Raw genomic sequence first — 12,557 nt, 5'->3', positions numbered from 1 at the left:
TCAGTCCCCGGCGGTGCTGCCGCTTCCGTCGTCCGGGCGGCCGGGATCGGGGGGTTCGGGCGCCGGGACGCCCGGGCCCTCGTCTGCCAGTGCGCGCAGGCCGCCGGCGCCGGCCCCGACCGCGACGGCGGGCCGTTCGCCGGTGTCCCGCTCCTCCCGGCGGCGGCGCAGCCACTCCTTGAGGGCGATGCTGAGGCTCTTGGTGATCTCGGCGGCGACCGCCCCGACGATGACCAGGACCAGATCGTCGACGCCGACGGCCATGTCGCGCGGGGCGTCGCCGTCGTCGTGCGCGTCCGCCGGGCGGGGCCGCAGCGCCCAGTCGTACTGCCGCCGGGCCAGCCACGGCTCGCGCTCCAGCCAGGACTTGAGGTCCTCGATGTCCTGATCGGGATTGTTGGTGCCCGTGATCCTGATGCGGATCTCGTGACGGTCAGCGCGCTGCGGCATCCCCCGGCCCCCTTCCGGCGGCCCCATCGCCGCCGTGCTCCCGATAGTGACGTGGAATCAGGGGCGCAGGCAACCGTCTGTGATCCGGCCACCACGCTGTGGCGTGCACCACAGCCCATGCCACGGGGCAGCGTCGCAGGTCAAGGGTGAGTTGACGGGCATTCGCGGGGCGTGGTGGACTGCCCGAGCCATTCGGCGACAGCTGAGGAAGTCCGGTGCGAATCCGGCGCGGTCCCGCCACTGTCACCGGGGAGGGTTCCTCCAGTGAAGGCCACGGTCCATCTCGCGGACGCCGGACGGCGTACGCGCAGGGCTGGAAGGCCGGAGGACTCGCCGATCCGGGGAGCCAGGAGACTCATGTCGCCGTCACGTCGAGCCAGGGCGCGGACCCTGAGTGAGGACATACCGCCATGCCCGGCTGCCCGTCTAGAGCTCCACTGCCCGCTGCTGCAGGGCCCCTTCGAAGTGTAGGGCGAGGCGCCGCGGGCTGGGCGGAATGTTGTGGACACGCCCTAGCGGCGGTCTGACCCGATGCGCGGCGAACACGCGGGATATGCGTGCGGCGCGGCTCTCGGCTTCCTCGGCGACCTGATCGCGGCGGATCCCCGGCGCGGCCATCCGGTGGCCGCCTTCGGCCGGGCCGCGGCCGCCGTCGAGCGCCGGCTGTGGCGCGACCACCGCGGATACGGGGCGGCCCATGCCCTGCTGTGTGCGGGCGGTGCCGCGGCCGGTGCCGCGCTGCTGGTGCGCGCCGTACGGGGCGCCGCGCCATCGCCGTCCCCGCTGCGCGGCTCCGCCGGGGTCGCGCTGACCGCGGCGACGGTGTGGGCCGTACTGGGCGGCACCTCGCTCGGCCGGGAGGCCCGGGCCGTCGGCGGGGCGCTGGCGGCGGGTGACCTGGAGGTCGCGCGCGAGCGGCTGCCGCATCTGTGCGGACGTGACCCGCAGGCGCTGGACGGGCCGCAGATGGCGCGTGCGGTGGTGGAGTCGGTCGCCGAGAACACCTCGGACGCGGTGGTGGGTGCCCTGGTATGGGGTGCGCTGGGCGGAGTGCCCGGGCTGGTGGCGTTCCGGGCGGTGAACACCCTCGACGCGATGGTGGGGCACAAGTCCCCGCGCTACCGCCGTTTCGGCTGGGCCGCGGCCCGGCTCGACGATCTCGCCGGCTGGCCCGGCTCCCGGCTGACCGCCGCCCTCACCGTCCTCGCGGGCCCCGGCCGGCGCACCGCGCTGCGGGCCTGGCGGGCGGACGGCGGCGCCCACCCGAGCCCCAACGCGGGCCCCGTGGAGGCATCGTTCGCGGGCGCGCTGGGCGTACGGCTGGGCGGCACTCTGGCGTACGGCGGGCGGGTGGAACACCGTCCGGTGCTCAACGGCGGGGCGCGGCCGGTCGCGGTGTCCGACATCGAGCGGGCGGTGCGGCTCTCGCGGCGGGTGAGTGTGTGGGCGCTGGTGGCGACGGTGGGGGCTCGGGTGGGGTTTGGTGCTTTGAGGGCGGGGTTCGGTACTGGGCGGGCGACGGGGGCTCGGGGGGCGGCGGCTCGGGCGGGCGCGGGGCGGCGGCTTGGAGTGGGGCTTGGGCGTAGGGCGGGGCGGGTATGAGGCCGTCCGTTTTTTCCTCGCTGCCTGCTTTTTCCCCGGCGCCTGCTTTTTCCCCGCCGCCCACCCCCCTTCGGGGGGTGGGCGGGTGTAGTGACCCGAAGTGCCTCCGGGGAGTGGGTGGGTGGAGAGACCCGAAGTCCCTCCGGGGAGTTGGCAGGTGGACAGACCCGAAGTCCCTCCGGGGAGTTGGCAGGTGTAGCGACCCGAAGTCCCTTCGAGGAGTGGGCGGGTGGACAGACCCGAAATGCCTTTGCGGGGCGGGCGGACGTAAAGACTCGAAGTGCCGCACGTACGACTCAAGACAGCCGGAGCACCGGCGTAGGAGGAGGACCCCGTGAACGGGCGGTTGAAGGCAGCCGGCGGGGCGGTCGGTGGTGGCCTGTTGGTGGCCGGTACGACGTCCGATGCCGGCAAGAGCGTGGTGACGGCGGGGATCTGCCGCTGGCTGGCCCGCCAGGGCGTCCGGGTGGCACCGTTCAAGGCGCAGAACATGTCGCTGAATTCGTTCGTCACGCGCGAGGGCGCGGAGATCGGGCGGGCCCAGGCGATGCAGGCCGCCGCGGCGCGGGTGGAGCCGACCGCGCTGATGAATCCGGTGCTGCTCAAGCCGGGCAGCGACCGCAGCAGCCAGGTGGTGCTGCTGGGGAAGCCGGTGGGTGAGCTCAGTGCCCGTGGCTACCATGCCGGGCGCCAGGAGCAGTTGCTCGGCACCGTCACCGACTGCCTGGCAGAGCTGCGGCGGACGCACGACGCGGTGATCTGCGAGGGCGCCGGCAGCCCCGCCGAGATCAATCTGCGGCGCACCGACATCGTGAACATGGGCCTCGCCCGGGCCGCCCGGATCCCGGTCGTCGTGGTCGGCGACATCGACCGCGGCGGGGTGTTCGCGTCCTTCTTCGGCACCACCGCGCTGCTGTCGAAGGAGGATCAGGCGCTGGTCGCGGGGTATCTCGTCAACAAGTTCCGGGGCGATGTGACGCTGCTGGAGCCGGGCCTTGCGATGCTGCGCGGCCTCACTGGACGGCAGACGCTGGGCGTGCTGCCCTTCGCGCACGGGCTGGGCATCGACGAGGAGGACGGCCTCAGGGTGTCGCTGCGCGGCGCGGTGCGCGAGAGCGTGGTGGCGCCGCCGCACGGCGCGGAGGTGCTGCGGGTGGCGGTCTGCGCCGTGCCGCTGATGTCGAACTTCACGGACGTGGACGCGCTGGCCGCGGAGCCCGGCGTGGTCGTGCGGTTCGTGGACCGGGCCGAGGAGCTGGCCGACGCGGATCTGGTGGTGCTGCCGGGGACCCGGGGCACGGTCCGGGCGCTGGAGTGGCTGCGCGCGCGGGGGCTGGCGGACGCGATCGCCCGGCGGGCCGCCGAGGGCCGGCCGGTGCTGGGCATCTGTGGTGGCTTCCAGATGCTGGGCGAACTCATCGAGGACGAGGTCGAGTCGAAGGCGGGCACCGTCGAGGGGCTCGGGCTGCTGCCGGTACGGGTGCGGTTCGCGGCGGAGAAGACGCTGGCGCGGCCGGCCGGTGAGGCGCTGGGCGAGCCGGTGGAGGGGTACGAGATCCACCACGGGGTCGCCGAAGTGACCGGCGGGGACGAAGAGTTCCTGGACGGGTGCCGGGCCGGCTCCGTATGGGGCACGCACTGGCACGGCTCCCTGGAGAGCGACGGCTTCCGCCGGGCCCTGCTGCGACGGGTCGCGGCGGACGCCGGCCGGGCCTTCGTGCCCGCCCCCGACACCTGTTTCGCCGCCCTGCGCGAGGAGCAGCTGGACCGGCTGGGCGATCTGATCGAGGAGCACGCGGACACCGCCGCGCTGCTCCGGCTGATCGAGGAGGGGGTACCGGACGGGCTGCCGTTCGTGCCTCCGGGGGCGCCATGAGGGGTACCCCAGGGACGAATACGGAGCTCGACGGCGACGTGGAGGACGACACAGCATGACAACCCCGCACGACACGACCCCGCAGTACCCCTTCAGCGCGGTGGTCGGCATGGACGACCTGCGGCTGGCGCTGCTGCTGAACGCGGTGAGCCCCGCGGTCGGCGGTGTGCTGGTCCGCGGCGAGAAGGGCACCGCCAAGAGCACCGCGGTGCGTGCGCTGTCGGCGCTGATGCCGGCCGTGGACGTGGTCGGCGGCTGCCGCTTCGCCTGCGCCCCGGACGCGCCCGACCCCGGCTGCCCCGACGGGCCGCACGGCACCGGCGCCGCCGAGGAACGCCCGACACGGATGGTCGAACTGCCCGTCGGCGCCTCCGAGGACCGGCTGGTCGGCGCGCTGGACATCGAGCGGGCCCTGTCGGAGGGCGTGAAGGCCTTCGAGCCGGGTCTGCTGGCGGACGCCCACCGCGGCATCCTCTACGTCGACGAGGTCAATCTGCTCCACGACCACCTGGTGGACCTGCTGCTGGACGCGGCCGCCATGGGTGCCTCGTACGTGGAGCGGGAAGGCGTCTCGGTACGGCACGCGGCGCGCTTCCTGCTCGTCGGGACGATGAACCCCGAAGAGGGCGAGCTGCGGCCGCAGTTGCTGGACCGGTTCGGGCTCACGGTCGAGGTCGCCGCCTCGCGCGAGCCGGACCTGCGGGTGGAGGTCGTACGGCGCCGGCTGGCGTACGACGCCGATCCGGCCGGTTTCGCGGCGCGCTGGGCGGCCGAGGAGGACGAGCTGCGCCGGCGGATCGCCGCGGCGCGGGAGCTGCTGCCGGGCGTGACGCTGGGGGATGCGGCGCTGCGGCAGGTCGCCGCGACCTGTGCCGCGTTCGAGGTGGACGGGATGCGCGCGGACATCGTGATGGCGCGCACCGCCACCGCGCTGGCCGCGTGGGCGGGGCGGACGGAGGTCCTGGAGGAGGACGTACGGCAGGCCGCGCTGCTGGCGCTGCCGCACCGCCGGCGCCGTAATCCGTTCGATGCGCCGGGCCTGGACGAGGACAAGCTCGACCAGACGCTGGAGGAGTTCGGGGCGGACGAGGGCACGGGCGGCGACGACGATCCGGAGCCGGACGGTCCGGACGACGGCCCCGGCGGGGGCGGCCCGGAGGGCGGCGGGCGCCCGCCGCAGGACGGCGGCCCGGACGAGTCGGCGCCGGGCCCCGAACTCCCGCACCAGCAGGAGCGGGAGGCCCCCCAGGAGCAGCCCGCGGCCCCGGAGCAGCAGGAATCGGGGCCGACCCCGGAACCGGCCGAGCAGAGCGCACCGGGCGCGGGCGGCGAGAAGGCCGCGGTCGGCGCCACCGAGCCGTTCCGCACCCGGCGGCTGGACGTGCCGGGGCTGGGCGAGGGCGCGGACGGCCGCCGGTCGCGGGCCCGCACCGCGCACGGCCGGACGACCGGCGCCCGGCGCCCGCACGGTGCCCTGGGCAAGCTGCACCTGGCCGCGACCGTGCAGGCCGCGGCGCCGCACCAGCGCGTACGCGGCCGCCGCGGGCCGGGCCTGGTGGTGCGCCGGGACGATCTGCGCGAGGCGGTGCGCGAGGGGCGCGAGGGCAATCTGGTGCTGTTCGTCGTGGACGCGTCCGGGTCGATGGCGGCCCGGAAGCGGATGAGTGCCGTCAAGGGCGCGGTGCTCTCGCTGCTGCTGGACGCCTATCAGCGGCGCGACAAGATCGGCATGATCACCTTCCGGGGCGCCGGCGCCGAGCTGGCGCTGCCCCCGACGTCCTCGGTCGAGGCGGGTGCGGCCCGGCTGGAGCAGCTGCCGACGGGCGGCCGTACGCCGCTGTCGGAGGGGCTGCTGCGGGCCCATGAGGTGCTGCGGGTGGAGCGGATGCGGGATGCCTCGCGGCGGCCGCTGCTGGTGGTCGTCACCGACGGGCGGGCGACCGGCGGCCCGGAGCCGGTGCTGCGGTCCGCCCGCGCGGCCCGGCTGCTGGCCGCCCAGGGCACCGCTTCGGTGGTCGTGGACTGCGAGGCGGGACCGGTGCGGCTGGGGCTCGCGGGCGAGCTCGCCCGTGAGCTGCAGGGCACCGCGATCACCCTCGACGAACTGCGCGCGGACAGCGTCTCCGCGCTCGTACGGACCGTGCAAGGCAACAGGAAGGCCGCGTAATGCCGCAGGGACAGCCGTCCGTCGTACCGAACGACGGGCTCACCACCCGCCAGCGCCGCAACCGCCCGCTGGTGTTCGTCCACACCGGCCAGGGCAAGGGCAAGTCCACCGCCGCCTTCGGGCTGGCGCTGCGCGCCTGGAACCAGGGCTGGCCGGTCGGGGTGTTCCAGTTCGTGAAGTCGGCGAAGTGGAAGGTCGGCGAGGAGCGGGCGCTGAAGGTGCTCGGGGAGTCCGGCGAGGGCGGCACCGTCGCCTGGCACAAGATGGGCGAGGGCTGGTCCTGGGTGCAGCGCGACATCGCCTCCAGTGAGGACGCGGCGCGCGAGGGCTGGGAGCAGGTCAAGCGGGATCTCGCCGCGGAGACCTACAAGCTGCTGGTGCTGGACGAGTTCGCCTATCCGCTGAAGTGGGGCTGGATCGACACCGACGAGGTGGTGTCGGCGCTGCGCGACCGCCCCGGCACGCAGCATGTCGTCATCACCGGGCGGGGCGCCCCCGAGGCGCTGCTGGACTTCGCCGATCTGGTGACGGACATGACGAAGGTCAAGCACCCGATGGACACGGGCCAGAAGGGCCAGCGGGGCATCGAATGGTGACCACGGTGAAGGGGGCGGGTACGGCATGAGCGGCGGTGCGGTCCCCCGGCTGGTGATCGCCGCGCCGTCGTCGGGCGCGGGAAAGACGACCGTGGCCACCGGGCTGATGGCGGCGTTCACCGAGGCCGGGCTCACGGTGTCGCCGCACAAGGTGGGCCCCGACTACATCGACCCGGGCTACCACTCCCTGGCCACCGGCCGGCCCGGCCGCAATCTGGACGCCTTTCTGTGCGGGACGGACCGGATCGCGCCGCTGTTCCTGCACGGTGCGGCGGGCGCGGATCTGGCCGTCGTCGAGGGCGTGATGGGGCTGTTCGACGGGGCGTCGGACCGGGGCGAGCTGTCGTCGACGGCGCAGGTCGCGAAGATCCTGCGGGCGCCGGTGGTGCTCGTGGTGGACGCCTCCTCGCAGTCCCGGTCGGTGGCCGCGCTGGTGCACGGCTTCGCCTCGTGGGACCCGGAGGTGCGGCTGGCCGGGGTGATCCTCAACAAGGTCGGCTCGGACCGTCACGAGCAGCTGCTGCGCGAGGCGATGGACTCCTCGGGGGTGCCGGTGCTCGGCGCGCTGCGCCGCGACGGGCGGGCCGGGACGCCGTCGCGCCATCTGGGCCTGGTGCCGGTCGCCGAACGGCGGGCCGAGGCGCTGGAGTCGGTGGGCGAGCTCGCCGCGCGGATCCGCGAAGGCTGCGATCTCCCGGCGCTGCTGGCGCTGGCGCACAGTGTGCCCGAACTGCCGGACGCGCCGTGGGATCCGGCGGCGGAGCTGGCACCGGTGACGGGGACGGCCGCGGCCGCCCCCTCCGCCAGGCCGCGGATCGCGGTCGCGGGCGGCGCCGCGTTCACCTTCTCGTACGCCGAGCACGCCGAGCTGCTGGCCGTCGCGGGCGCCGAGGTGGTGCCCGTCGACCCGCTGCGGGACGAGCGCCTGCCGCCCGGCACCCAGGGGCTGGTGATAGGCGGCGGCTTCCCCGAGGTCTATGCGCCGGAGCTGTCGGCGAATGAGCCGCTGCGTGCGGCGGTGGCCGAACTGGCCGCCTCGGGGGCGCCGGTCTCCGCCGAATGCGCCGGGCTGCTCTATCTGTCCCGGTCGATCGACGGGAAGCCGATGTGCGGGGTGCTGCCCGCCGAGGCCCGGATGACCGAGCGGCTCACCCTCGGCTACCGGGAGGCGGTGGCGCTGCGGGACAACGCGCTGGCCGCGGCCGGGACCCGGGTGCGCGGCCACGAGTTCCACCGCACGGTGCTGGAGCCGGGGGCGGGCGCGGATCCGGCCTGGGGGCTGACGCACCCGGAGCGGCGGGTGGAGGGCTTCGTGGCCGGCGGGGTGCATGCCTCGTATCTGCATGTGCACTGGGCCGCCGAACCGGCGCTGGCCGGGCGTCTGGTGGCGAGCGCGGCGCGGATCGCCGCGGGCCGGGGATGAGCCGGCGGGCGGCCGGCGAGCCGACGGCGGCGCTGGTCGCCGGCGTCGGAGCGCGCCGCGGGGTCCCGGTCGGCGAGGTGCTGGAGCTGCTCCACGCCACGCTGGCCACGGTGGATCCGGCGGCCCGGATCGTCGCCCTGGCGACGGTGGCGGACAAGTCGGCGGAGCCGGGTCTGCTCGGCGCGGCCCGCCGACTGGGGGTGCCGTTGCGGTCGTTCCCGGCGGCGGACCTGGCGGCCGTACGGGTACCGGCGCCGTCCGCGGCCGCGGCGGCCGCCGTCGGGACGCCGAGCGTGGCCGAGGCCGCCGCACTGCTGGCCGCGGGGCCGGGTGCCGAACTCCTCGCCGGCAAGCGGAAGTCGGCGCCGCAGGGCCGGCCGGCACAGGCGACCTGCGCGCTCGCCGGGCCGGCTGTAACGGATCACGGTGGGGTTACCGCTGGTAGGGAGGGAGCCACCGAGGCCGCCTCGGGGGCTGCGGATATCGTCATGACCTCGTCCAACCCGCCCCGCCGTGGCACGGATCGGCGGACGGCGGCCGTCGGCGGCCCGGCGCCCGACAGCACAACCACCGGCACCAAGGAGACCCAGTGACCCCTCCTCCCGCACTGCTCATCGCCGGTCACGGCACCCGTGACGAAAGCGGGGCCGAGGCCCTGCGCACCCTGGTGCGTGTGCTCGGCGAGCGCCACCCCGACGTCCCGGTCGCCGGCGGGTTCTTCGGCACCTCACCGGCGTCGCTGCCGCTGGACGAGGCGGTCGACGGGCTCGTGGCGCGGGGCGTGACCCGGCTCGCGGTGGTACCGCTGCTGCTCGCCCCCACCGGGCCGGTCCCGGAGGCGCTGCCCGCGGCGCTGGCGCGGGCGACCGAGCGCCACCCCCGCCTCGACCACGTCTGCGGCGTCGAGCTTGGGCCGCACCCCAAGCTGCTGGACGTGCTGGAGCGGCGGCTGGACGAGGCGCTGGGCGGCGGGGCCCGCCGGCCGGAGGACCGGGCACGGACGACCGTGCTGCTGGTGGGGCGGGGCACCGCCGATCCGCAGGCCAACGCCGAGGTGGTACGGGCCGCGCGGCTGCTGTGGGAGGGGCGCGGTTTCGCGGGCGTGGAGACCGCGTTCGTCGCCCGGACGGCCCCCGACGTGCCGGCCGGACTGGACCGGTGCCGGGCGCTGGCCGCCGCGGCGGGAGCCGGTGCGGCCAGCCGGATCGTGGTCCTGCCCTACTTCTTCTTCCCCGGCGGTCTGCTGGAGCGGCTGCGGATGCAGACCGAGGGCTGGGCCGCGGCGCACCCGGGCACGGAGGTGCTCGGGGCGGGAGTGCTCGGCACCCCGGCCGAGCTGGCCGAGGCGGTCATGGAGCGCTACCACGCGGCGGCGGGCGATCCGCTGCTGAGCAGTGCGCCGTGCGGTTGCCGGGCGGCGGCGGAGGACGCCCGGGAGACCGTCGGCGCGGCGTGGCCGACCGCTTCTCCGGCGGCGGACACCGGGGAGCGGTGACCGTGCCGGCGCGCACCGGATCCGCCCGGCTCCCCGCTCCCCCGGCCGCCCCGCCGCTGCCCGAACCCGACCTGCGGCATCACGGCGACGCCGAAGTGCGGGGCGCGGACGGCGTACTGACGGATCTGGCGGTCAATGTCCGCACCGGCACTCCCCCGGCCTGGCTCAAGGCACGGATCGCCGCGTCGCTGGACACCCTCGCCGCGTACCCGGACGGCCGCGCGGCGCGCCATGCGGTCGCCGTCCGGCACGGGCTGCCCGTGGAGCGGGTGCTGCTGACGTCCGGCGCCGCGGAGGCGTTCGTCCTGCTCGCCCGGGCCGTACGGGCCCGCCGGCCGGTCGTGGTGCATCCGCAGTTCACCGAGCCCGAGGCCGCGCTGCGGGACGCCGGGCACGAGGTCGGACGGGTCCTGCTCGACGCCCGGGACGGCTTCCGGCTGAATCCGGCCGCGGTGCCCGAGGACGCCGATCTGGTCGTCGTCGGCAACCCCACCAACCCCACCTCGGTCCTGCACCCCGCGGACGTACTGGCCCGCCTGGCGCGGCCCGGCCGGACGCTGGTGGTGGACGAGGCGTTCATGGACGCGGTGCCCGGCGAACGGGAGGCGCTGGCCGGCCGCACGGCTCTGCCGGGACTGGTGGTGCTGCGCAGTCTCACCAAGACGTGGGGGCTGGCCGGGCTGCGGATCGGCTATGTGCTGGCCGACGCCGACACCATCGCCGCCCTGGAGCGGGCGCAGCCGCTGTGGCCGGTCTCCAGTCCCGCGCTGGCGGCGGCCGAGGCGTGCTCCGCGCCCGGGGCGCTGGCCGAGGCGGCCGCCGCGGCCGGGCAGATCGCCGCCGACCGGGACCATCTGCTGGCCCGGCTGGGCGCGTTCGGGCAGATCCGGACGGTAGCCCCGGCGGCGGGCCCGTTCGTGCTGCTCCAACTGCCGGGCGCGGACGGGGTGCGGGCCGCGCTGCGGACCCGCGGCTTCGCGGTGCGCCGTGGCGACACCTTCCCGGGCCTGGGCCCCGACTGGCTGCGGCTGGCGGTACGGGACCGGGCCACAACGGACCGGTTCGCGGCGGCGCTGGGCGAAGTGCTGGACGAGGCCCTGACGTAGGCGAGGCGTGAGGTGCGCCGTACGGGCCCGTACGGCGCACCCCGGCCGTACCCCACACACGGTGCCCCCACAGCACCGGCGTGGTGTACGGGTCCGTCAGCCGCGACCGCCCTGCGTCGCGGCGCCGCGACGCCGGCGGGCGTAGCCGATCGAGCCGGCCCCGGCCGCGACCAGCAGGGCCGCGCCGCCGGCGAGGTACGGCGTGGCCGAACTGCCGCCGGTCTCCGCGAGGTTCTGGCTGCTGCCGGGCCGGGTCCCGGCCTGGTGCACCTCGGTGCCCCCACCGGCCGGCTTCGTGCCGCCGCCGCTCTGGCCGCCCGTCTGGCCACCGCTCTGACCGCCGGTCTGGCCGCCCGTCTGGCCACCGCTGGTGCCGCCGGAGCCGTTGTCCCCGGGTCCCGTGCCGCCCGGTGCGGTGCAGCCGGCCCGGACCAGCGTGACCCGGCCGTGCACCTCGGCGACGTTCAGCCGCAGCGGGTTGAGGGAGACCTTCAGCTCCAGCGCGGTGGCCGCGGCGCTCTTGGACGTCACGCTCTTGTGGGACAGGTCGAGCCGCACCTCGCCCACGCCCGGCACCTTGACGTCCGTCGTCCCGCCCGCCTTGAGCGTGACCTTCTTGCCCAGGACGCGGACCGGCCCCAGCACGTTGGACTCGGCGCGAGGCCGCTGTCCCGCCTCGCACACCGCTTTGGCGGTGACCTGCTGCGCCTCGATCAGGGACAACTGCGGCGGCAGACCCGGCAGATGGACCTTGGCCCGCACGAGGTTGGCGTAGCCCTCGGCCTTGTGGCGGTCGGCGGTGCCCCGGGCGGTGGCGGCGTCGGCGCGCAGCACGCTGAACGGCTTGCCGTGGTCGAGGCCGTCGAGGGTGACGGTGAGCGCGGTCTTCGAGGCGGAGGCCGGGGCGTGCACCTCGTTCAGGACGGCGTTCAGCGGCACATCGAGCGTCTTGTGGAGCAGCCCGACGTTCAGGCCGGTGCGCAGCACGACCGCGTCGGCGGTGCCGCGGGCCGGGCCGTGGTTGCCGGTGGCATGGGCGGGCACGGCGCCGAGCAGGAGGGCGGGGCCGGCCGTGAGCGCGGTGGCGACGAACGTCGCGGCGAGGCGTCGGGGCATGCCGAAGGAACGGGCGGGACTGGTGGACACGTGTGTGGAACCCTCACAGGAGAAATGGAGCCGCCGGCCGCGCCAATGGGGGACATCACGCGGGCCGGCGACATCGACCCGCACATCGTGTCCGCACCGACGGTGAACGGGGAGCCACGCGCAGTCAGTTCACCCTATTAGGTGGTTTCCGCGCCTTTATTCGATTCGGGCGGCGTGGGGCCCCGCCCTGAGCCCGGGTTCAGCTCGCAGCGCTGGGTATCCGTGGCGCCGCCCGGCGTGCGGCGCACCCGTACGTCCACCTCGCCGGTCCGGGTGCCGTCCGCCGTGCCCACCGCGTCGGCGGCCGTACACACCAGCTGGCGCAGGGCGGTGCGGCTGGTCCCCCACCCGCTGGGCACGAGGACGTCGACGCTGCCGCGCCGCTGCCCGGTGACCGTCGGCGCGGGGGCGTTGCGCGGCACGAAGCTGATCAGGCCGCGGGCCCGCTCGGCCTCGTCAGGGCCCTCCGGCAGGCGATTCAGGGCGTCTTGCGGGGAGTTGGGGCCGCGGTCGAGGCGCGAGACGCGTTCGAGTCCGAGGGGCGAGGAGAAGTACACGTGCACGACGTCCGCGGGCCGTTCCGCCTCGGGCAGTCCGGCGGCCGGGGGGCCGGCCTGCGCGGGTCCGCTGTCGGTGATGCCGCAGGCGCTGACCAGCGCAAGGGCGGCGGCCGGCACGAGCGGCACAAGGATTCCC

The 12,557-nt window shown here is 75.7% G+C and carries 11 protein-coding genes and 1 riboswitch; of the genes, 8 read left to right on the top strand and 3 right to left on the bottom strand.

From position 1 onward, the window contains the following. Complete coding sequence (locus CPH93_RS26880; RefSeq protein ID WP_093482562.1) at positions 1 to 450, bottom strand: hypothetical protein; 450 nt, start codon at positions 448 to 450, stop codon at positions 1 to 3. A gap of 204 nt (positions 451 to 654) precedes the next feature. Continuing rightward, a riboswitch (cobalamin riboswitch) is annotated at positions 655 to 807 on the top strand. Between the two features lie 174 nt (positions 808 to 981). Here CPH93_RS26880 and CPH93_RS26875 point away from each other — a divergent pair. The 8 genes from CPH93_RS26875 to cobC all read left to right on the top strand — a co-directional run bounded on the left by CPH93_RS26875 (position 982) and on the right by cobC (position 10,715). Then, positions 982 to 2,052 (top strand): cobalamin biosynthesis protein, encoded by a 1,071-nt coding sequence (locus tag CPH93_RS26875; RefSeq protein ID WP_231976967.1) that lies wholly within the window; start codon positions 982 to 984, stop codon positions 2,050 to 2,052. Positions 2,053 to 2,386: 334 nt separating this feature from the next. Continuing rightward, entirely contained in the window at positions 2,387 to 3,928 is a 1,542-nt protein-coding gene (locus tag CPH93_RS26870; protein ID WP_093482563.1) for a cobyric acid synthase, read from the top strand. Between the two features lie 55 nt (positions 3,929 to 3,983). Beyond that, positions 3,984 to 6,095 (top strand): putative cobaltochelatase, encoded by a 2,112-nt coding sequence (locus CPH93_RS26865; RefSeq protein ID WP_096214305.1) that lies wholly within the window; start codon positions 3,984 to 3,986, stop codon positions 6,093 to 6,095. Then, positions 6,095 to 6,691, top strand: a complete 597-nt coding sequence (gene cobO, locus CPH93_RS26860) for a cob(I)yrinic acid a,c-diamide adenosyltransferase (RefSeq protein WP_096214304.1) — start codon at positions 6,095 to 6,097, stop codon at positions 6,689 to 6,691. The genes CPH93_RS26865 and cobO overlap by 1 nt, the downstream gene beginning before the upstream one ends. A gap of 25 nt (positions 6,692 to 6,716) precedes the next feature. Continuing rightward, positions 6,717 to 8,114 (top strand): cobyrinate a,c-diamide synthase, encoded by a 1,398-nt coding sequence (locus tag CPH93_RS26855; RefSeq protein ID WP_096214303.1) that lies wholly within the window; start codon positions 6,717 to 6,719, stop codon positions 8,112 to 8,114. Beyond that, on the top strand, positions 8,111 to 8,707 hold the full coding sequence (locus CPH93_RS37645; RefSeq protein WP_096214302.1) for a cobalamin biosynthesis protein: 597 nt from the start codon (positions 8,111 to 8,113) through the stop codon (positions 8,705 to 8,707). Before CPH93_RS26855 ends, CPH93_RS37645 begins: the two co-directional genes overlap by 4 nt. Next, positions 8,704 to 9,609 (top strand): sirohydrochlorin chelatase, encoded by a 906-nt coding sequence (locus CPH93_RS26845; protein ID WP_096214301.1) that lies wholly within the window; start codon positions 8,704 to 8,706, stop codon positions 9,607 to 9,609. Before CPH93_RS37645 ends, CPH93_RS26845 begins: the two co-directional genes overlap by 4 nt. Before the next feature lie 2 nt (positions 9,610 to 9,611). Further along, positions 9,612 to 10,715 carry an Rv2231c family pyridoxal phosphate-dependent protein CobC gene (gene cobC / locus CPH93_RS26840; RefSeq protein WP_096215611.1) on the top strand — a complete coding sequence of 368 codons (1,104 nt, stop codon included), beginning with the start codon at positions 9,612 to 9,614 and terminating at the stop codon, positions 10,713 to 10,715. Between the two features lie 96 nt (positions 10,716 to 10,811). On the opposite strand, the gene CPH93_RS26835 is transcribed toward cobC, so the two are convergent. Continuing rightward, positions 10,812 to 11,831, bottom strand: coding sequence for an SCO1860 family LAETG-anchored protein (locus CPH93_RS26835; RefSeq protein ID WP_231977483.1), 1,020 nt, complete (start codon positions 11,829 to 11,831; stop codon positions 10,812 to 10,814). A 167-nt stretch (positions 11,832 to 11,998) separates the two neighbouring features. After that, positions 11,999 to 12,547, bottom strand: coding sequence for a hypothetical protein (locus CPH93_RS26830; protein WP_093482570.1), 549 nt, complete (start codon positions 12,545 to 12,547; stop codon positions 11,999 to 12,001). Between the last annotated feature and the right edge of the window lie 10 nt (positions 12,548 to 12,557).

This window comes from Streptomyces sp. 2323.1 (assembly GCF_900221035.1).
In the GTDB taxonomy this organism is placed as follows: Bacteria; Actinomycetota; Actinomycetes; order Streptomycetales; family Streptomycetaceae; genus Streptomyces; species Streptomyces sioyaensis.
This window is presented reverse-complemented; position numbering and strand designations above follow the sequence as displayed.

Excerpts from the sequence above, each read along its gene's own strand:
- CPH93_RS26880 (WP_093482562.1), bottom strand. The coding sequence starts at position 450 with ATGCCGCAGCGCGCTGACCGTCACGAGATCCGCATCAGGATCACGGGC.
- CPH93_RS26875 (WP_231976967.1), top strand. The coding sequence starts at position 982 with ATGCGCGGCGAACACGCGGGATATGCGTGCGGCGCGGCTCTCGGCTTC.
- CPH93_RS26865 (WP_096214305.1), top strand. The coding sequence starts at position 3,984 with ATGACAACCCCGCACGACACGACCCCGCAGTACCCCTTCAGCGCGGTG.
- cobO (WP_096214304.1), top strand. The coding sequence starts at position 6,095 with ATGCCGCAGGGACAGCCGTCCGTCGTACCGAACGACGGGCTCACCACC.
- CPH93_RS26855 (WP_096214303.1), top strand. The coding sequence starts at position 6,717 with ATGAGCGGCGGTGCGGTCCCCCGGCTGGTGATCGCCGCGCCGTCGTCG.
- CPH93_RS37645 (WP_096214302.1), top strand. The coding sequence starts at position 8,111 with ATGAGCCGGCGGGCGGCCGGCGAGCCGACGGCGGCGCTGGTCGCCGGC.
- CPH93_RS26835 (WP_231977483.1), bottom strand. The coding sequence starts at position 11,831 with ATGCCCCGACGCCTCGCCGCGACGTTCGTCGCCACCGCGCTCACGGCC.